Here is a 20,349-nt window from a genome sequence, read left to right on the forward strand (position 1 = left end):
TTAACGAGCCCTCAGCAGGTTCAGGGTGCTGCGACCGAACATCCGCGTCGACGCCGGCGGTGGCGACGAAGGCCGGTCCGACTGGCCGAAACGGGCCTCCAGCCAGCGCTGGAAAAAGCCCCACAATGTAGTCAGCAACAGGAAATAGATCGCCACCACCAGGTACAGCTCGAACACCCGGAACGTCGCCGAAGTAACCATCTGGGTACTGAGCAACAGTTCCTGGACGCCGATCACACTGACCAGCGTGGTGTTCTTGAGCATCACGTTGAACTCGTTGCCCAGCGGCGGAACGATGACCCGGAACGCCTGGGGCAAGACAATGCGGCGCATCAGTTTGGCGAAGGTCATGCCCAGGGAACGCCCGGCCTCGTATTGGCCCTTGTCCACCGCGCCAATGCCGGCGCGGATGATCTCGGCCATGTAGGCACCCTCGTTGAGGCCCAGGGCAATGATCGCGGCCTGGATATTGCCAGGAATGACCAGGCCGAACAGGTCGATGTCTTCGAAGCGGAAAATCCCGCCGGCGGCCAGCGCGGTGTAGAGAAAGACGATCTGCACCAGCAGCGGCGTACCGCGCATCAACCATACATAGAAGCGTACCGGCAGGTTCAGCAACGGGTTACGCGACAACCGCAGCAACGCCGCGGCCAGCCCCAGCACACAACCCAGCAGCATCGCCAGCACGCTGATCAGGCAGGTCAACCAGAGCCCGGTGAGGTACACCCCACTGGGCTGCAGCAGGTACTGCCAGAACACATCCCAATTGAAATTCATCGATGGTTCACCTCAATCGAGTGTGTCACTGGCGACATGCCATTTACCGAGCAGTTGGCTGTAGCTGCCATCGCTGCGCATATCACTGATCACCTGCTGCACGGCGGCGGTCAGTTGCGGATCGTCCTTGCGAATGCCCAGGCCGGTGAGAATCCGGCTGAAGGCCGGCACCCCTTCCTCGAACAGGTCGGGCGCCATGGCGGCGTAGTAACCGGCGGTTTCCACGGTGGTGCCGTAGGCGTCGACCTGGCTGATGCGCAAGGCCTGGAAAGCATCGGTGTCGGTGTTGTAGACCACCAGCTTCATCGCTGGCCTGCCGGCCTTGGCCAGGGTTTCGTTCTCGGCGTCGAGCAGGGTCTTGATGGTGGAACCGTTGAGCACCGCGACCTTGTGCCCGGAGAGATCCGGCAATGTCTTGAGGCCCTTGGGATTGCCCTTGGGCACCACCACCGCCTGGCTGGAATACATGTAGTTGACGATGTCGATCACCTCGCGGCGCTCGGGCTTGTCAAACAGCTGGTCGACGATCATGTCGCACTGTCGGGCCAGCAACGCGGGGAGCAACCCGGAGAAGGGAATGACCCGCCATTCCACCTTCTTGTCGCCCAGACGCTTGGCGATTTCAAACCCCAGGTCCACGGTCAATCCCTTGGGTTTCTGAGCCTCATCGAAGGACACCAGCGGCGGCGAATCCATGCCCGAGCAGTAGACGAGTTTGTCGACCTTGAGCAAACGCTCCGGGACAACGGGCGCGGCAACCGCCCACTGCGCACAGAAACCCAAGGATATAGCGGCAACCAACAGGCGAGGCTTATGCATGACCAGACACTCCAGTTCAGTAAGTAACGGGCAGTACTCAAAGTCAAAACACGGGCAGGCTCTAAGTGTCCTGCTCTCGTTATTTTTTCGATTGCAGGAACTCGATCAATTCAGGAACGGTGCCTTCGATGTGTGCACGCACCACCGCCTCGGCCTTCTCGGCGTCGCCAGCACGCAGCGCGTCGAGGATCAGCATGTGCTCCTGGCGTGCGCTCAGGGGCTTTTCCACATGCTGCAACCACAGACGCATGGGCGCTTCGATCAGGGAATAGAGCGCGCTGATCTGCTTCAACAAACGGGGGCGACCACTGAGGCTGCACAGGTATTCATGGAAAGCGCGATGACGACTGACCCACTCGGCGCTTTCCTCGCGGTAATCGTCCATCTCGTCGAGCAAGCGCTCCAGGGCGGCCAACTGGCGTTCGCCGATTCTGGCTGTCGCGACACGGACCGCCAGGCCTTCCAGGGCGCTGCGCATTTCGAAGACTTCGTGCAACTCTTCGATGTCCAGGCCGCTGACAATCGCTCCACGATTGGGCCGCAGAGTCACCAGGCCCTGGGCATCCAGACGGCGAAAGGCCTCGCGCACCGGCATCCGGCTCATGCCGATCTCGTTGGCAATGTCCTCGGCAATCAGCCGGTCACCTTTGCGTAACCGACCGCCACAAATGGCATTGAGCAAGAAGTTGTAAGCCTCTTCTTCGGCAGTCATGGGCGGGCGTTCAGCGTAAGTCGGAGCGAACTGCATGGCAGCACCTTCTGCATTTTTGTATCCAATTATCCATGAATTCAAAAAAGCAGGATGCGTGCCAACCTCGCGCGTCATCGTGCAAGAGATTGATTTGAAGGGATTTTCCCAGGGGAAACGACGGCCAGACTCAAGCGCCACTACCGGCTGAACCGCACAGGTGTGCTACCAAACAGCTCAGCGGCTGCCTTTTATGGGTGCAAGATGGTGCTTCGGTAACACCGCAAACAGCGGCTCATCATGCCTGTGCCCTGGGCGTATCTGACGGCGACTCGCCGAACAGCGCCCGGTAATGGGCCGCAAAATGACTCAGGTGGTAAAACCCCATCGCCACGGCAATTTCACTGACGTTCAATGTAGCCGCATGGGTTGCGATCAGACGTCGGCGCACAGCGTTGAGCCGCAGGTTGCGCAGGTATTCCATCGGACGCATCCCGGTGACCGCCTGGAAACTGTTTTGCAGGGTCCTGCGACTGACCCGCAATTGCTCGCACAGATCGAGAATGCTCAAGGGCACATCTGCGCTGGCGTCGACCAGTTCCTGGCAGCGCTTGACCAGGTAGGCGCTGACGGCAAAATTGCCGCGGCGGCCACGCACCTCGTCCGAGGCGTGACTGAACAGGTCGAGGAAGGCGTTGAGCAGGACGTCCTCGAGGATTTTTTCCGAGGCGGGATTGACGGCGTCCGCCTGTTCCAAAAGGTGGCCAAACAGTGGGTGGATCCTTTGCTGCACCCTGCGCAGTACCACCTCATCCACGCTGACTTGGGACACGCTTTTCAAGCGCTTGAGTTGTTCACTCGACAGTTCATAGGCCGCCAGCTTGGCGAACCGTACCGTGTCGACATTGGCCGCGAAGAAGTGCGTACCCTCCGGGGCGTGCAGGACGAAGTCTTCGCCATCGCGCAGCAGCACGACGCTGTGGGCGCCCACCTGGTGCCCCTGGACCACTGGCGCACCGCCCAGCGACATGGCAATGCACAGGCGCCCTTTTGGCGCGCAACCACGCTGCACCACCCGTTTATCCAGCACCTCCTGGAAGATCTGGAAACGATCGGCGCACACCTGCCGCAGCTCGCTGGAGAGGCATCCACGCCCGAGCTGATCGTAGACTTGTTGCCAGCCCAGGATCGAACCGGCGTGTTGCTGAGGATCATTGAAAGTACGAACTTCGGCGAACATGATCATTGTTCCTCGGTGGCCCTGCGCTTATTGCCTGGTACGGTTATGCAAGCAAGTCGGTAGCCTCGTGGCGAGGGAGCTTGCTCCCGCTGGGCTGCGCAGCAGACCCATTTTGGCGAGCGCTTCGCACTCAAGCGGGAGCAAGCTCCCTCGCCACGCGTGCATCATTTCACTTGAGTAAACAGTTCTTACTGTCGACCGTCTTCATCCGCCTGGAAAACCAAAGCCAGTTCCATGCCAAGCATGTACAACCGGTATTCGGCGGCCTTGATGTCCAAGGGCACCAACAAAGAGCCGGAAAGCACCACCTGGCCCGCTTCAACGCACTGCCCGTCGGCCAGCAAGCGCCGTACCAGCCAGCACAGGTTTGCCTGGGGGGTGTCCTCGCGCGCCTGGGCATTGCCTTCGCCGCAGGGCACCCCGTCGCATTCCAGGCGATAGGTCACGTGGGTCAATTGCTCAGGATGAAACCTGACTCGCGAGCCAAGGCAATAAAGCCCCGCAGCGGCATTGTCGGCCAGAAACGCCCCGACGCCGAAACGCCAGCCCTCCCAGCGGCAATCGGCAATTTCGAACGCCGGCGCGACCTCGGACACAGCGGCCAGAATATCTTCGTCGCTGTAAAAACCTGGCACCAGCGTACGCCCCAGGACAAACGCCAACTCGATTTCCAGCTTGGGCTGGATCAGCCGTGCAAGCGCCAGCGTACTGCCGGGTTTCACAGCCATGACATCGGTCAGTCCGCCCAATACCGGCTCATCAATACCGAAACGGTCCTGGGCGGCGCGGCCAGCGAAGGCCACCTTCCATCCGGTCAACTGCTCACCAGCGACCTGGCGTCGGCGCATTGCCTCGCGCTGCAAGGTGTAGCCCGCCGACAGGTCGAAGGCGTGAGGCTCCAACGAAGGCAAGGGGTGTACGGCCTGCGCGGCATCGTGAAGCCGGACCAGTAGATCGTCTTCGCGCCTCATGAGAGTTGCTCCGCCAGTTTGCGCAATACGCCTTCGAGCCGCTCGGGTGTGGTGATCGCCGCGACAAACCGATCCGGCCGCACCACCACGATGCAATCACGCACCTTGGCAAACCATTCGCCCAGGCGGTTATCGACGTCCTCGACGCAAATGGCGCCATTGGCAGACAAGGGCTGGTTACGCCCCACGCCACTGCGCGAACGATTGATCTGGATGAAGCGTGTGTCCCAGCGCGCCCACCAGGCGGCGGTTTGCTCGCTGAGCTGTTCGCTCGGATTGACCCGATACCCCAGCACCGCATAGGAATGCCCCAACACTTCGTCCAGGCGCCGGCGCTGGCCCTGGGCATCTTCGATAGACGGTTGGATGAACAACTGCCCGACCAGATCATCCTCATGCAGCTCGGCGCGCTCGTGATACACCAGGCCTTTGGTGATGGTCGCCTTGGGTTTGAACTTGAATTCCAGCAAGTGCGAGCGAAGGTTGTCGACGCTGTTGACGGCCTGGAACAACCAGTCCCGGACACCGGCCATCAGCGGGTTGGTCAGCCCCAGGACGGCACCCATGTTGTCGGCCAACGCGATGAGGTCGGTCGCATGCCCACGGCGCTCCTGATCGTAACTCGCCAGAATCGCCGGCGATGCACGCCCCTGGAGAATCGCGGCGAGCTTCCAGGCAACGTTGGCGACATCACGCAAGCCTGAATTGAGCCCCTGCCCGGCCCAGGGCGGGGAAATATGCGCCGCGTCCCCCACCAATGCCACCCGGCCCTGGACAAAACGCGCCGCGACCCGGGAATTATGGGTGTAGGCACGGATCCGGATGATTTCCAGCTGATCGACCGCCTCGCCGATATGTCCACGGATCAAGTCCCGGATCGTCGCCTCTTCGCACATCCTGGTCTCGTCTTCGCCCTCCAGGAGCATGAACTCCCAGCGCCGTTGCTGATACGGCAGATAGATGCAGACGAAGGGACGCTGAGGGTCGGCATGCAGGGCCGTATAAGGTGCATCCAGGGTGTCGTTGGCCGTGTCGATCACCACCCATTTGCGTGGATGGGTCAGCCCCAGCAGTTCGATACCGAGCTTCTTGCGCACGCTGGAACGTCCGCCATCGGCGCCGATCACGTACTGCGCCTGCAATTGATAGAGCTCGCCCCCGGCATCTCGCACCTGCAAGGTCACGCCCTCGGCATCCTGCTCCAGGTCGAGCATTTCATGGCCCTGGCGCAACTCGACGCTGGTGTGTTTGCCCAGTTGTTCACGCAATGTCGTTTCAAGCAACTGTTGCATGAAGATGTTGCGCATCGGCCAGCCATAGTTCGCCGTGCTCGGTTTGACCTCGGCAAAACAGACGCCTCGCGCATTGTAGTAACGCAAGGGCACGTTGCAGATCATGTCGCGCGCGGCCAGCTCGGCGATGCCGATACCCTGCAACACCCGTAGCGCCTCGTCATCCATGCCCACCGCGCGCGGATACGGCAGGACGCCGTCAGCCAATTCAAGGACGATGCAGTCGATTCCGTACAGCCCCATGTAATGAGCGGCCGTGATCCCGTTCGGGCCACCGCCCACGATGACAACCTGGGTTTTCTCCTGCTTCATCGCTATTCACCGCTTTGTTGTTGTGGTTGTAGGCATTGGTCGTGCAAGTAGTCCCTGACGACACGGTTGAAGGTGTCCTCCTGGTCGTCATGGACATAATGGCTGGCATCGGCGATTTGCGCTGTGCGCACCTGCGGGTTGGCCTCTTTCATAGCCTCCAGGGTCGCCTGGGGCAGGAAGTCGGAACGCGCGCCGCGGATGAACAGCGTCGGGCAATCCAGGGCCCGAACCGCCGGCCACAGATCGGTCGGGGTGATGCTCAAGCGCGCCTCGGCAATCCCGGCCTGGTCATGGCGCCAGCCGATGCCTTCCGGTGTTTGCTTCATCGAGTGGGTCAATCTGGACGTCAGCCCCTGGGCAGACAGACCCGGCCGCGATCGGCGCCAGAATTGCGCGGCGCTTTCCCAGTCGGGAAACGACAGCGGCGTCTGGCTCATCTCGCGACGGATGCGCTCTGCACCGTCGCCGCTGACCGACGAACCGGGGCCGATGTCTTCGATCACCAGGGCTTGCAGGCGTCCGGGATTGAGCCGGGCATACTCCAGCGCATTGGTGCCGCCGAGGGAATGCCCGACCAGGACGAAACGCTCCAGGCCCAGGTGCGCGACCCAATCTTCCAGATCACTGACATAGGCCTCGGTCCGGTAGCTGGAAGCTTCTGCCCAGTCACTGTCGCCACGACCGCGCTGATCCAGGGCATAGCAACAGTACTGCTCGCCCAGTGCATTGGCCAATGACGTCCAGGTCTGGGCATAGGCGCGCAACCCATGCAGCATCAGGACGGGAATGCCCGACGCATTGCCCCAGGACAGATAGTGCAGGCGCATCCCGGATCGATTGGTGAAGAACTGGCTGTTTGCAGACATTCGTTTGCTTCCCACGATCAACGCACCTCAATACAGGCCGTCATTACCCTTCACGTCCGCAGCCTGGAGGCCACCGAGACGTGCATGCAAGCGCCCGCGCGTGGCGAAGGCCCAGATGATGACCAGCTCGTCGGCCGAGGGACCATCACCGAACGAAAGCGAAATGCTGTCGTAGTGCGAGCGGACATATAGCGCGTCCTTGTGGGCCAGCGGCACATCGATGGTCACGCCAGGCCCGCCACGCTTGCCCGTGGAAGGCACCCAGGACTTGCCGCCGCCCAATGCGACGCGGATCGGATCCGCCGCCGGATTGGTCAACAATGCATTGCCATGCTCGTACTCGCCCTGGCTGCCCACCAGGCACGCCTTGCCGTAACTCACGATTTCCCGCTGGCCGGCCAGAGCCTGGATGCGCCGACCAAACTCCTGGCCCAACAACGGTGAAGGCTCGATCAGCTCGGCCAGACTTTCGCTGAAGCGTCCGGCGTAAGGGTTGGCGATCACGGCGCCAATGGCGTACTTGAACAGCGGCTCACCATCGGCCAACTGGCCGGTTTCGTTGGCCAGGGTTTCCTCGACGAAGCTGTACCATTTGCGAATGTGGTAACTGGCGAAATTTGCGGTTTTCATCAGACGTATCTCCTTAAAGTGGGTCGAGATCAAAATGGCGGCTGGGCGCCCCGGCCGCCTTGAAGCGGGCCTTGCCGCGTGCATCGTCGTGTTCGGACTCGAGGAAAAATTCCATGCGATTGCCATCGGGGTCGTTGAAATACACGCCGTTGCCGATCTCGTGGTCGGTGATCTTCACCACCTCGACGCCCTTTTTCAGCAACATGCCGTAGAGCTTGCGCAGGGTGGTCATGTCGCCCGCGATCTCCAGCCCGTAGTGCTGCAACCCCAGGCCGCCCTGGTGGGCCCCGGGTTCCGCGCGGAGCAACGCGATGTCGTGATGCTTGGCACCAAACGCCATCATGATCCAGCTTTCACCCCGGGCGCTTTCATGCATGCCCAGCACGTCGGCGTACCAACGTGCCGACACTTCAGGGTCGCTCACGAACAACGACAGGTGAGTACGAACGACTTCGACTTTCATCGCGCGATACCTCAGTTCTTCTTGATGATGGATTGATGCCCGGACTTGATTTGCGCCACGGCGGGCGTCCAGAGCACATCAGCGATTTCACTGAATTCACGCCACTGCTTCTGCCAGCCGTCACCGCCGTTCTCGGAGGTGAACAGATGCCCGTACTTGGTACCGGCGACGATCTGGCGAGGGTCGGCAGGGTTCAAGGCAATCGCCCAGACACAGGAATTGGGTTGCTGCGGCAGTGGCAACACTTCCCAATTGAGGGCGGCGTCCCGGGAGACCAGCACCTTGCTGGTCGTGCCCGGTGTGCCGTCGGAAATGCTCAGGTAAAGGATATCTTCGCTGCCCATCGGGGCATTCATGGCGCGCACGTAGTACAGGCCGAAAGCTTCCCGCGCGACGATGCCGGTCCAGGTCAGCCCCTCGTCGAGACTGCGGTAAACGGCGTTGACGCACACCACCACAATGACCTTTTGCCCATGGTTGGGCAAAACCAGGATGTTGTGCACGTCCGAGTTGAAGTCCCACAGCAAGCGGTCATCGACGCGGGTCCAGCTCTCGCCACCGTCACGACTGTGAAACAGCCCACCCTCCTCCAGGCCGAACCAGAGCTGGTTGCGATCCGTCGGGTCGTAGGCGAAGGCCAGCAAGCGTGGACGACTGACGCCATCGCAGAACTCCGGAATCTCCACCGGGGCACGATCCCAGCTCTGGCCGCCGTCCAGGGTGCGCCACAGCACCGCTCGCGAAGGCGCACCGGTGCCGACGAAAATGCGCTGTGCATCCTGTGGGTCCACGGCCACCTTCCAGACGGTCTGCCCATTGAACGGTGAATCCACCCGCTGCCAATAGCCTCCGGTGTCACGGCTGATGCACAAGCCGACGTCGGTGCCAGCGTAGATCACCTCCGGTGTCCCCGGATGGACACTCAGGGATCGGGTGATCGCATCGAATTCCAGGTCCTGGCCCAGGCCCAGGCGATGCCAGGTGCGGCCATCGTCGGCGCTGCGGATTACCGCCTGCCCTACGGTGGCGACCAAAAGGGTTCCGTTACTCATCACTGTTGCTCCTCAAATGAAGATGCCACGGGTCAAGCCGCCGTCGATGCCAATGGATTCCCCGGTCACGGCGCCCGCCTTGGGGGATGCGAGGAAACCGATCAACCAGCCCATTTCGATGGGCGCCAGGGTGCGTCGGATCGGCGTCGCGTCGATGTAACCCTGCTCCACCTGCTCGGGCGTCTTGCCCTGCTTGACTCCTTCGCGCTCGTACAGCTCCTGGATGTGCGGGGTATCCACTACACCGGGGTGGATCAGGTTGACCGTGATGCCCGATGGGCCCAACTGGTCGGAGAGGGTTTTGGTCATGTGGGCAATGGCCAGGTTGCGCATGCCCGAAAGCACCTTGCTGCCGCGCCCGGTCAGGCCACCGATGTTGATGATGCGACCGAAGCCGCCGGCCTTCATGTGCGGAGTCACTGCCTTGGCGCAACGGAAATAGCCGATCACCTTGGTGTTGAGGTCCGAGAGCAATTCATCGTCACCGGCATGTTCGATGTCGTTGCGCACCACACCGGACGGTGCCGCGGCGCCGTTGACCAGGATGTCGATGCGGCCAAAGTGCTTGTGGGCCGCCTCGACCATGTCCGACACCGCCGACATCTGGTTGGTGTCACAGAACAGCGGCAGCACTTCGTTGCCGGTTTCTGCGGTGATTTCCTCGGCGGCCTGCTGGAGAAACTCCATGCGCCGCGCACAGATCACTACCTTGCAACCTTCCTGGGACAGAAAACGCGCGACTTCCTTGCCGATACCCATACCTCCGCCGGTGACGATCGCCACGCGGCCTTGCAATTCCAGATCCATAGCAGTTCCTCTTGTGATTGTTCGGCTCAGGCGAGATCGACGAAGACACTTTTGGTTTCGGTGTAGGCATCGATCACGTTCTTGCCCATTTCCCGGCCCCAGCCGGATTGCTTGTAGCCGCCAAATGGCGAGGCCGGGTCGACGACGTTCCAGCAGTTGATCCACACCGAGCCGGCCTTCAACTGCGCAGCCACGCGATGGGCGGAACGCAAGTCACGGGTCCAGAGACCGGCGGCCAGGCCGTAAGGCGAGTCGTTGGCGCGTAGTACCAGCTCGTCGATTTCGGTCCAGCTCATGACGGTCAGCACCGGGCCGAAAATTTCTTCCCGGGCGACACAGGCACGCTCGGCGCGGTCGAGAAACACGCTGGGCTGAATGAAGTGCCCCTGTTCCAGGTGGGCCGGCCGGTCACCGCCGCAGATCAGTTCGGCGCCCTCTTCCTGGCCCCGTTGCAGGTAGCCACGCACCGTACCCAATTGCCGGGCCGAGACCAGCGGGCCCATGCTACTGGCCGGATCCAGGCCAGGCCCCAACACATGGGCGGCCGCATGGCGCTGGAGTTCTTCAAGCACCTGGTCGAGGACGCTGGCGTGCACGTACAGACGCGATCCGGCGGTGCAGACTTGCCCCTGGTTGTAGAAAATGCCGTCGGCGGCGCCTTTGGCGGCCCGGACGATATCGGCGTCCGGCAGGATGATGTTGGGAGACTTGCCACCCAACTCCAGCGAAACCTTCTTCATGTTGCCGGTGGCGGCCTGGGCGATCAGCCGTCCCACCTGGGTCGATCCGGTGAAGGCGATCTTGTCCACGTCCGGGTGCTGGGCCAGCGGTGCGCCGGTATGCACACCAAGACCGGTGAGCAGGTTGACCACCCCGGCCGGGAAACCGGCGGCCTCGATCAGTTGCACCAGGCGAATGGCAACCAGGGGCGTCTGCTCGGCGGGCTTGAGCACCGCAACACAACCGGTCGCCAGCACCGGGCCGAGCTTCCACACGCACATGGTCAGCGGGAAGTTCCACGGCACGATCAACGCACAGACGCCCACTGGCTCGCGCAAGGTGTAGTTGAGCATCGGCGCGCCACTGGAAGGCGATACCGGCAGCGTGCTGCCTTCGATCTTGGTCGGCCAGCCGGCAAAGTAGCGAATGATGTTGGCGGCACTCGCCGCCTCCCCGCGGGCGTTGGCAATCGGCTTGCCGTTTTCCAGGGTGATCAGTTGCGCCAACTCTTCGCGATGCTGGTCGAGCAGTTCCGCCAGGCGAAACAGCAACAACCCACGCTGGGCCGGCGACTGCTGCGCCCAGGTCCCGGTGAAGGCCGCGCGGGCGGCGGCGACGGCTGCATCCACGTCGCGTTCGCCGCCTTCGGCGACTTCAGTCAGGGTCTGCTCAGTGGCTGGGTTCTCCACGGCAAACCGACGGCCATTGGCGGCGTCCTGCCAGGTGCCGCCGATAAACAGGCGTCCCGGTTGCGACAGGAACTTCTCGACGGCAGGTAACAATTGAATCGGGTTCATATCCGCTCCTTCACAGCGCCATTTCAATCAGGCAAGGGCCGCCGTCGGCCTTGGCATTGGCCAGGGCCCGATGCAACTCACCATTGGTATGCACGGTGCTGGCCGGCAAGCCATAGCCCTTGGCGAGGGCTTTCCAATCGATGCGTGGACGGTCCAGTACGGTCAGGCTCAAGGCCTCGGGGCCCAGCTCGGTCATGCCGAAGCGGCGCAGCTCGTTCTGCAAAATGGCGTAGCGATGGTTGGCCGCGATCAGGATCACCACCGGCAGTTGCTCGCGGGCGATGCTCCACAGGGTCTGGATGGTGTACTGGGCACTGCCGTCCGATTGCAGGCAGAACACCTGGTTGCCACGCTCGGCCATGGCGGCGCCAAAGCCCACTGGAATACCCTGGCCGATGGCCCCACCGGTGTTGGTCAAGACCCGATGCCGCGCGGCATGGGCCGAAGCGGTGAAGAATGGATAGCCGCACGTCCCGCCTTCCACCGAAACGATGCAATCGTCCGGCAGCGATGCGGCCAGCACCTGACCCACGGACTGGGGCGTCAACGTGGCATCGCCTGGTGGCAGCTCGATACCCATTGGCGTTGGCACATAAGCCGGCGCCTCAAGCGCATCGGCAAGCGCAGTGAGCGCTCCGGCGACGTCGTCCCCGACTTCCGCCAGGCAGAGCAGGCGTTCACGTTCAGCCAGGCGAGAAGCGATGCCTTCGTAGCCGAAATAACTGATCGGGTCCGGCACACCGGCGCAAACCACCGCGTCGTATTGGTCAAGGATCTCAATGGCCACTTCGGGGAAGTAAGGCAGACGATCCAGGTCAGGCAGGCCACCACCGCGATAGCTCAGGCGTGGAAAGGTTTCGGCGAACAGGCGCACACCCGGCAACTGGGCCAGGCGCCCCGCCGCTTCGAGCCCGGCGACGGACAAGCCTTGGTCGCCAACGATAAACACCAGGCGCCGGCCATCACGCAATGCCTGGGCGACCGCCTCGATCCGGTCACCGGCAAAACGCCGAACCGGGGCCCGCAATGCCGTGAAGGCTTTCTCATGCTGCACAGTGTTGGCTTGCAGATCCATTGGCAGGATCAGGCTGGCGATCTGTCCGTTGGCTTGCCAGGCGGCACGCACGGCCTCTTGGAAATCTTCGCCTACACCCGATGCGGTGCGCGATGTGCGCACCCATCCGGAAACGCTCCCGGCCAGGGCCTGGATATCACTGGCCAGCGGCGGATCGTAGTTGACGTGCCATGACGCGTGATCGCCGATGACGTTGACGATCGGGGTATTGGCGCGACGCGCGTTGTGCAGGTTGGCAATGCCATTGGCAAAGCCAGGCCCCAGGTGAGTCAGGGTCATCGCCGGCTTGCCGGCAATCCGGCCGTAGCCGTCCGCGGCACCGGTGCATACCCCCTCGAACAAGGACAATACCGGCTTGAGGGCTGGCGCACTGGCCATGGCTGCCACCAGGGGGATTTCAGTCGTTCCGGGATTGGCGAAGCAGTATTCGATACCACTCGCCACCGCCGCCTTCACTATCAGTTGCGCACCATTCATTTCCAGCCCTCTTGATCGAGCGTTTGCAGTGGCTGAGATTTATCACACAGGAGAACCGACAAAACAAGCTATTTTTCTGCATAAAAATCATATTTTGAGATTTATGCATTTTTATTGAGACAAAACCGCCGCAAATGAGCTTGTATTTCTCAGACATTGGGTTACCGTGACAACGCGCTCCTGAGCGAGCCTGCGGGCTTTTCATCACTGCCGCGGCTACCTATAGTGCTCACCCAACGACCACCTACGCGCCATTCCCCCCTTTAGGAGCGAAATGAGCAGTCTGAGCAAAATGCTGAGTGTGCTGGACCTCTTCGGCCCGGCAACGCTGAAGATCGACCCCGAGACCATCGCCGAGCGCATGGGCCTGTCACGGGCGACCGTGTACCGCTACGTCAAGGATTTGTGTGACGCCGGCCTGCTGGTGCGGGTGGATGCCGGCAGCTATGGCCTGGGGCCGCGCATCATCGAACTCGATTGGATGATGCGCCAGTACGACCCGATCCTCGTGGCGGGCCGCGAGTTGATGCACGAGCTGTCCGAAGCCACCGGCCTGGCGGTGTTCGCCAGCGTTTTCTATGACGGACACATCATCAACACCTACATCGCCGAACCCAATGACACCTATCAGTTCGCATTCGGACGCGGCCAGCCGCTGCCGTTTTTTCGCGGTGCGCAGTCCAAGGTGTTGATCGCCTTTCAAAAGGGTCGACGCCTGCAACGCCTGTTCGAGGAACACCTGGCCAATGACCCTGACAGCACCTACGACTGGGCCAGCTTTTCCAAGGCAGCGAAAAAGATCCGCAAGGACGGCTATTGCCTGACCCACGATGAACTCAACCTGGGGCTCACCGGTATCGCGGCGCCGATCGTCAACCCAGGGCTCGACGAGGTGGTGGGCAGCCTTTCGGCGGTCGGCAGCACCCACAACTTCAAATTGCTGCGCCAGGAAACCGTGATTGAGATGGTGATGGACACCACCCGGCGGATTGCCGAACGCATGCAGAATCCGCCTGCGGCTGCCCACGGGATGTGACGGCGGTTAACGCAGATCGACGTTATCCAGCGTTCTGTTCGATCGACTTCTCAACTCGGACTCACCACCAAGAGAAACGTCACCGCCTTGCCATTGGAGGTCGCGGTCACCGTCACGAAACCCGGTGTGTGGCCAGCAATCAGCTTCGATGACACTGCGTCACCACTGCTGCTGGTCGTCACCGTCGGCGTCTGATCGACCCCGACGAATCGGGTCCCTGTCCTACCATCATCAGTGATCGTGTAGACGACCCAGGCCCCCGCCACCGGATCCCGGTCCTGATTCGAGGCTCGAACCGTGAGCGCAAGAGTGAACTCGGTACCCGCTGGTGCGATCTGTCCATTCCCACCTGCCAGGATCAGAGACTCCACATCATCCGTCGGGTCCCCCTCCTCCGACACCACCCTCAAGTAGAACCTGGCCATTCTGTCGTTAGAGGTGGCGGTCACCTGCAGCGTGCCCACCCCGGAGCCGGCGACCAGCCTCGGCGAGGTTGCATCACCATCGGCGTTCGTCTGCACGATCGGTGTCTGATCGCCCCCGTCGAAGCGCGTCCCTGTCGCCCCTTCATCGGAGACCGCGAAGGTGACATCCGCACCCACAACAATCTCGCCCAGCGGGTCTATCGCCCGCGCCGTTAACGGCTCCGCGAACCTGCTGTCCACCGGGGCCGCCTGAAGATTTCCGGCCTGTGCCTGTAGCGATGCCACGTCACCTGGGTCCAGCGACATCACGTTCAGGGTGGTGTTGGTTCCTCCGCGGGTTTGCCCTGTGTCAGACAGTAGCCGTACCCGGCCGTCGACGATTTGGCCGTCGGGGGCGGTGTCATCCACGCGGAGCGTCACCGACTGTGCGGTGGTCCAGTCTGCTGCGCTTGACAGGGTGCATGACGCGGCGTCGCCGTCCTCGGCAATCCACTTGGTGGTTGCGCTCTGGCAGAACACGTCGGTGATCGTGGTGTGTGCGGGGGCGTGGTAATACAGCTGCTCACCGGACGCCCCTCCCACCGCAGATTCCCCGTCCACCTGTGTCACGCGCACCGGCACCTGTACGCTAACGGCTCCCGGCTTGGCCACCGGCACGGTCGGCTGTTCCACCGGGATACTGCCCTCGGGCAACCTGCCATCAAAATACCGCGCGATGTCCGGCCAGATTTCAGCCATCTGCGTGCCCGAGTTGGCTGAGGCACTACCGCCACTGTGGAGAGCAATTGCCGTATTGGTTGACGCGTCGATCACGGGTGATCCGGAACTGCCGGACTCGGTATCGCAATTATATTTCACCCAACCGTAACGGCCGTTGTCACCCACATCGATCACCCGGCAGGGAAGACCGTCGTCGTGATCGCGAGAAACCCGCTTCGGTAAAGCACTGGGGTGTCCGGCGAGGTAGACGTCAGCACCAATATGCGGGACCTGAGTGTTCAGGCCCAGATAACCGAAGGAATCCAGCGCACCGCTGTTGACGATATCCTCGTCGAGGGCAAGCAGCGCAAAATCCTTATCCCGATCATAGGCCACGATCCGCTCGACCGGCACCCGAACCACATCCGCCGTACTGTCCGAATGGCAAGATGTTTCTTCGTAATTGAAGCTCACCACCATTTGGGTCGGGTCGCCCGCGTCCTGGTCAACAACATGCCAGTTGGTCAGCGCGAGGTTTCCAGGCCCTACCCGCCAGACAGTTCCACCTCCAAGTCTGGAATGGATCCTGCCCACCGCGCGCGCACGCCGGTACTTTGCCGGATCCGACTGCTGTACGCAGCGAGCCTTCTCGAGCTGACTCTCCCCGATGATTTCACCCGGCGTAATCGGGGTGGAAGGCGGAGGCTGCATGCCAGCGACCGCCGACCCAGCACCCAATACCAACCCAACAGAGGCCAGCATCAATCCACATACAGCCGAGCGCATGGCCGGCGACACGGGCGTTTTTTCCGGTTGGGTCGACATGGCGGGCACTCCGGTCGCGCAATGGACGATGGAGCGATTTATGACGCGGAATGTGTTCGGCGCCTACTGTCGGAGCTGACAGGTTTGAGCAGATTACAGACGGATGGTCGGGGCTGACTGGACACTACCCCGTGGCGAGGAAGCAAGCTCGCTTGCCACGGGTTCAGGGAACCAGCCCCCCGCTTCAGAACGGAACGGCCACCGTCACCTGACTGTACACGTTGGTGCCATTGCCCGTCACTTGATTACCCCCCGTCGTTGCATCCCGATCCGGCTTGTAGAGGCCTATCAGCGGGGTGATGATCAAATGCTCGTTGACGGCCCACTCGGCATACACATCCAGCTCACGGGCATCCAGGTTCAAGGCGTTGTCTTTACGTACGGTGTTGTAATCGAAGTACAACGCACCGAGGGTCAGGCTCTCCAATGGCGTGGCCTTCAAGCCCACATGATGGATCCCCGTATTGCTGTTGAATGGCCCGGCATAGTTACCCGCGACTTCACCCTGGAACCAGGTGCCATAACCCGTGCTCTGCCCGGTGAACAGCGAGTCCCACTTCTGGGAATAGCGGGTGTAGCGGTACGTCAGCTTGGGCGCCCAGGCGATATCGGCAAAGGTGTAGCCGGCCTCGGCGTACCAGGCGTTCTGTGGGCCGGCGTTCTTGTCCTGCCAGGCGTATTCGAATGCCAGGCTGGCATTGTCGATACCCGCGTCGCCTTCCCCACGAATGCTGTAGACGTTCATGTCCTTGCGTTGCTTCTGGAAGTCGCTGGCCCACCGCTCGTTCACGTCGAGGCCATGCACCCATGTCAGGCCCAACGTACCGGCCCTGGCGGTGTAATCCAGCGTGCCGGCGGCCAATTCGGTTTCGGCCTGGGCACGGTTGTCGGACTTGAGCCATACCACACTGCCATGCAACCCATCCTGCCCGCCCAGGCGCAACACGGCGGTTTGATCGAAGGCGTGCCGGGCCGCCAGGTAATAGGCCCCACCACGATTCAAGCGACCATCGGCCGGCCCTTTGCCCAGGTTCGGCCCGTCATCGTTGATCAAGAATCCCCGGCCCAGCTTGACCACCTGGCGGCCACCGGAGATGTCGACACCGTCCTGCCCCAGCACAGGGAACAGATCGGCGGAGCGCCAACCCAGGTAAGCGTCTTCGATCTTGGTGGTGCGCTCGGACCCAAGGGAATTACCGGCCGGATCGCCATCGCCCCAAGTGGCGGAACTGATCAGGTTGAACGCACCGTAGGCAGTGCCGTGGCCGGCCAGGCCCTGGTCGCCGCTGACGCCATACTTGATGAAGCCTTCGCGCCAGGTTGAACCGCCGGGCGTGCCGTCGTAGTTCTTACGACTGTTGAAATGGCCGAACACCGCCAGCAGGTCGGCGTTGAGGTGAGTGTCTTCATCGGCATACAACTCATAGGCCTGAACCTGACTCGTGGCACAAAGCGCCAGCGTACAGGCAAGGCCACTGCCGAAAAAATCCATACGAGATAGAGACCGCATGGCTGGAGCTCCTTGTGGTGCACCTTTGAAGGCTGTCTTTATATTCAGGAGCCGGCGCAGGACACTGCGCCGGCTATCAGGCTAGCGGCAATCGGCGAGCGCGCTGTCCAACGCGCCGACCATCAGGGCGGCCTCGTCGCTGGTGAGGGTCAGCGGTGGCGACATCACGATTTTGTTGCCGATCGGGCGCATCAAAACGCCGGCCAGGCGCGCTTGCTCGGCGATGCGCGAGGCCAGGCCGTTGGCCGGGTCAAGTGGTTCGCGCGTGACTTTGTCCGCCACCAGGTCCACGGCGATCATCAAGCCCTTGCCACGCACTTCACCCACCACCGCATAACGTTCGGTCAGCGGTTGCAGTTGCTCCAGCAACTGGGCTCCGACTGTTCCCGCGTTACCCGGCAGATCCTCGGCCTCGACGATGTCCAGCACCGCCAGGGCCGCCGCACAAGCGGTCGGATGCCCACTGTAGGTGTAGCCGTGCATGATCACGCTGCTGAAACCCGGGCCGTTCTCGATGGCATCGACGATGCGCTGGTTGAAGACCGTGGCGCCCATGGGGATGTAGCCAGCAGTGATGCCCTTGGCCAGGCACAGGACGTCGGGCGCGACACCCCAGCCGCGACTGCCGAGCATGCAGCCGGTGCGGCCGAAACCGGTGACCACTTCATCGGCGATCAACAGGATGCCGTGGCGGTCGCAGACTTCGCGCAGCCGCTTCCAGTAATGCGCGGGCGGCACGATCACGCCGCCGGCGCCTTGTACCGGTTCGGCGATCAGCGCAGCAATGGTCTGTGGGCCAAGCAGCGCGATCTGGTCTTCCAACTGACGAATACAGTGGGCAGTCAATTCTTCCGGATCGCGGCAATCCCAGGGGTTGCGGTACAGCCACGGCGTATCGAGCAGATGACAGCCGGCCAATAGCGGCCCGTGGTTGTAGTGATAGACCCCATTGCCGCCCACCGATGTACCGCCCACGTGCACGCCATGGTAGCCATTGCGCAGCGACAGAAAGCGCGTGCGCCCTGGCTCGCCGCTGGCGATCCAGTATTGGCGGGCCATTTTCAGCGCCGTCTCGACCGCATCGGAACCGCCGGAACTGAACAGCACCCGGGCCATGTTTTCCTGGGCGAACATCGACGTCAGCCGCTCGGCCAGGTCGAACACCCGCGGATGGGCGATGCCGTCAAAGGTCTGGTAATAGGCCAGCTCGTCCAGCTGCGCAGCGATGGCCGCCTTCACTGAAGCCCGGTTATGACCCACGTTCACGTTCCACAAACCGCCGACACCATCGAGCATGCGATGGCCCTCGATATCGGTGATGTAGTTACCGTCGCCACGGGCGATGATCAACGTCTTGGAGCGATTGGCTGGCGCCGAAGAACTCATCGGGTGCCAGAACTTCTTCTGTGCTGTCTTGTATTGCTCGTACATGGTTGCAGTCCTCATTCTGTTTCACGCTTGCGTACGTACAGCAGTTGCTGGCCGGTGAACTCCAGCAACCCTTCAAGGCCGAACTCGACGCCGAACCCGGACATCTTGCTACCGCCAAACGGCGTATTCGGCTGGATCTGCGCATGGCAGTTGACCCAGGCCATGCCACATTCCAGGCGACTGGCCAATGCCTGTGCCTGCTCGCTGTCGCGTCCCCAGACCGATCCGCCCAAGCCCATTTCGCCGGCGTTGGCGCGGCGCAGGACATCCTCGATATCCTGATAGGCAATCAGGGGCAGCACCGGACCGAACTGTTCCTCGTCCACCAGGCGCTGCCCATCGGTGACATCGGCAACCAGGGTCGGCGGATAGAAAAAGCCCGGACGGTCCAGACGGGCACCGCCGCACAACACCCGCGCCCCATGGGCACGGGCATCGGCCACCAGTTCCTCCACCAGCGCCAACTGTTCGAGGTTCTGCACCGGGCCAAAAGTGACTCCAGGCGCCAGGCCGTCACCCACCACCTGACGCCTGGCGATTAGAGTCAGGGCCTCGGCAAAGGCCTCGTACTGGGATTGGTGAATGTACAAACGCTTCAGGGCGGCGCAGGTCTGCCCCATGTTCAGGAAGGCCGCCTGGAAAATATCTTCGGCGACCGCCTCGACCGACGTGCCTGGCAGCACGATGGCGGCATCGTTGCCGCCCAGCTCCAGGGTCAGGCGCTTGAGGTTGCTGGCAGCGCCGCGCATCACGCTTTGGCCGGTGGCGGTCGAGCCGGTGAAGACAATCTTCTGGATACCGGCATGGGCGGTGATCGCGCTGCCGAAACCTTGTTCACCAGTCACGCTACTGATCACGCCACGAGGCACATGGCGCGCGATGATGTCCACCAGGCGCAGGGTGCTCAAGGGGGTCAGGCTGGACGGTTTGCTGATCACGCAGTTACCGGCCCGCAACGCCGGCATGATGTGCCAGACGGCGATCATGAACGGCCAGTTCCAGGGCGTGATCGACGCCACAACGCCCAACGGCTTGCGGTGCAGTTCAATGCGCTGGGTCGGGGTTTCTTCCACCAGCTCTACGGGAATCTGCTGCTCGGCGGCATAACGCGTCCAGGCCACCGCGCCCATCACTTCGGAGAACGCCAGTTCCAGTGGCTTGCCCTGCTCCAGGACAATGAGCCGGGCCAACGACTCGGCTTCCTGTTCAAGATCGGCAGCGATGCTCAGCAGGCGCTGGCGGCGGTTTTCATGAGTACTGTGTCGCCACTCGACAAAGGCCGCTTGCGCCGCTTCGACGGCAAGGTCCAGTTGGGCGAGGGAACCGGCCGGGCAGCGGGCGAACACGGTACCGGTCGCCGGATTGAACACATCGAAGTGGCCGTTTTCACCGTCGACCCGCGCCCCATTGATGAGCATTTGATAATCGTGCATAGCA

The 20,349-nt window shown here is 62.1% G+C and carries 18 protein-coding genes; 1 reads left to right on the forward strand and 17 read right to left on the reverse strand.

Features of this window, described 5'->3' with window-relative positions; translation table 11 throughout:
* From DTP52_RS09985 to DTP52_RS10045, 13 genes are all read right to left on the reverse strand, one after another.
* Window positions 1-777 (reverse strand): amino acid ABC transporter permease, encoded by a 777-nt coding sequence (locus DTP52_RS09985; RefSeq protein WP_109753204.1) that lies wholly within the window; start codon window positions 775-777, stop codon window positions 1-3.
* A 12-nt stretch (window positions 778-789) separates the two neighbouring features.
* On the reverse strand, window positions 790-1,596 hold the full coding sequence (locus tag DTP52_RS09990; protein ID WP_109753205.1) for an ABC transporter substrate-binding protein: 807 nt from the start codon (window positions 1,594-1,596) through the stop codon (window positions 790-792).
* Between the two features lie 79 nt (window positions 1,597-1,675).
* Window positions 1,676-2,344, reverse strand: coding sequence for a GntR family transcriptional regulator (locus tag DTP52_RS09995; protein ID WP_109753206.1), 669 nt, complete (start codon window positions 2,342-2,344; stop codon window positions 1,676-1,678).
* A gap of 238 nt (window positions 2,345-2,582) precedes the next feature.
* Window positions 2,583-3,524 (reverse strand): helix-turn-helix domain-containing protein, encoded by a 942-nt coding sequence (locus DTP52_RS10000; protein ID WP_109753386.1) that lies wholly within the window; start codon window positions 3,522-3,524, stop codon window positions 2,583-2,585.
* Window positions 3,525-3,712: 188 nt separating this feature from the next.
* Window positions 3,713-4,495: a 2-keto-4-pentenoate hydratase gene (locus DTP52_RS10005; protein ID WP_109753207.1), complete on the reverse strand. Its 783-nt coding sequence runs from the start codon at window positions 4,493-4,495 to the stop codon at window positions 3,713-3,715.
* Complete coding sequence (locus DTP52_RS10010) at window positions 4,492-6,099, reverse strand: bifunctional 3-(3-hydroxy-phenyl)propionate/3-hydroxycinnamic acid hydroxylase (protein WP_109753208.1); 1,608 nt, start codon at window positions 6,097-6,099, stop codon at window positions 4,492-4,494. Before DTP52_RS10010 ends, DTP52_RS10005 begins: the two co-directional genes overlap by 4 nt.
* A gap of 2 nt (window positions 6,100-6,101) precedes the next feature.
* Window positions 6,102-6,965 carry an alpha/beta fold hydrolase gene (locus DTP52_RS10015; protein ID WP_109753209.1) on the reverse strand — a complete coding sequence of 288 codons (864 nt, stop codon included), beginning with the start codon at window positions 6,963-6,965 and terminating at the stop codon, window positions 6,102-6,104.
* Window positions 6,966-6,992: 27 nt separating this feature from the next.
* Window positions 6,993-7,595 (reverse strand): amino acid synthesis family protein, encoded by a 603-nt coding sequence (locus DTP52_RS10020; RefSeq protein WP_109753210.1) that lies wholly within the window; start codon window positions 7,593-7,595, stop codon window positions 6,993-6,995.
* Between the two features lie 13 nt (window positions 7,596-7,608).
* Window positions 7,609-8,058, reverse strand: coding sequence for a VOC family protein (locus DTP52_RS10025; protein ID WP_109753211.1), 450 nt, complete (start codon window positions 8,056-8,058; stop codon window positions 7,609-7,611).
* Window positions 8,059-8,069: 11 nt separating this feature from the next.
* Window positions 8,070-9,110 (reverse strand): YCF48-related protein, encoded by a 1,041-nt coding sequence (locus DTP52_RS10030; protein WP_109753212.1) that lies wholly within the window; start codon window positions 9,108-9,110, stop codon window positions 8,070-8,072.
* A gap of 12 nt (window positions 9,111-9,122) precedes the next feature.
* Window positions 9,123-9,917: an SDR family NAD(P)-dependent oxidoreductase gene (locus DTP52_RS10035; RefSeq protein WP_092445563.1), complete on the reverse strand. Its 795-nt coding sequence runs from the start codon at window positions 9,915-9,917 to the stop codon at window positions 9,123-9,125.
* 26 nt (window positions 9,918-9,943) lie between these two features.
* Window positions 9,944-11,434, reverse strand: a complete 1,491-nt coding sequence (locus tag DTP52_RS10040) for an aldehyde dehydrogenase family protein (RefSeq protein ID WP_109753213.1) — start codon at window positions 11,432-11,434, stop codon at window positions 9,944-9,946.
* 10 nt (window positions 11,435-11,444) lie between these two features.
* A complete protein-coding gene (locus tag DTP52_RS10045; protein ID WP_109753214.1) occupies window positions 11,445-12,986 on the reverse strand; it encodes an acetolactate synthase large subunit in 1,542 nt (513 codons plus the stop codon).
* Between the two features lie 274 nt (window positions 12,987-13,260).
* On the opposite strand from DTP52_RS10045, the gene DTP52_RS10050 reads away from it, so the two are divergent.
* Window positions 13,261-14,022: an IclR family transcriptional regulator gene (locus DTP52_RS10050; protein ID WP_109753215.1), complete on the forward strand. Its 762-nt coding sequence runs from the start codon at window positions 13,261-13,263 to the stop codon at window positions 14,020-14,022.
* A 50-nt stretch (window positions 14,023-14,072) separates the two neighbouring features.
* Here the strand turns inward: DTP52_RS10050 and DTP52_RS10055 are convergent, their stop codons facing one another.
* The 4 genes from DTP52_RS10055 to DTP52_RS10070 all read right to left on the reverse strand — a co-directional run bounded on the left by DTP52_RS10055 (window position 14,073) and on the right by DTP52_RS10070 (window position 20,345).
* Window positions 14,073-15,971: a serine protease gene (locus DTP52_RS10055; RefSeq protein WP_109753216.1), complete on the reverse strand. Its 1,899-nt coding sequence runs from the start codon at window positions 15,969-15,971 to the stop codon at window positions 14,073-14,075.
* Between the two features lie 184 nt (window positions 15,972-16,155).
* The gene (locus DTP52_RS10060) at window positions 16,156-17,481 is read right to left on the reverse strand and encodes a hypothetical protein (RefSeq protein WP_109753217.1); all 1,326 of its coding nucleotides are present in this window, start codon (window positions 17,479-17,481) and stop codon (window positions 16,156-16,158) included.
* Window positions 17,482-17,562: 81 nt separating this feature from the next.
* A complete protein-coding gene (locus DTP52_RS10065; RefSeq protein WP_109753218.1) occupies window positions 17,563-18,912 on the reverse strand; it encodes an aminotransferase class III-fold pyridoxal phosphate-dependent enzyme in 1,350 nt (449 codons plus the stop codon).
* An 11-nt stretch (window positions 18,913-18,923) separates the two neighbouring features.
* Window positions 18,924-20,345, reverse strand: a complete 1,422-nt coding sequence (locus DTP52_RS10070) for an aldehyde dehydrogenase family protein (protein ID WP_109753219.1) — start codon at window positions 20,343-20,345, stop codon at window positions 18,924-18,926.
* Window positions 20,346-20,349: the final 4 nt, after the last annotated feature.

Source organism: Pseudomonas sp. 43mfcvi1.1, assembly GCF_900115935.1.
Taxonomy (GTDB): domain Bacteria; phylum Pseudomonadota; class Gammaproteobacteria; order Pseudomonadales; family Pseudomonadaceae; genus Aquipseudomonas; species Aquipseudomonas bijieensis.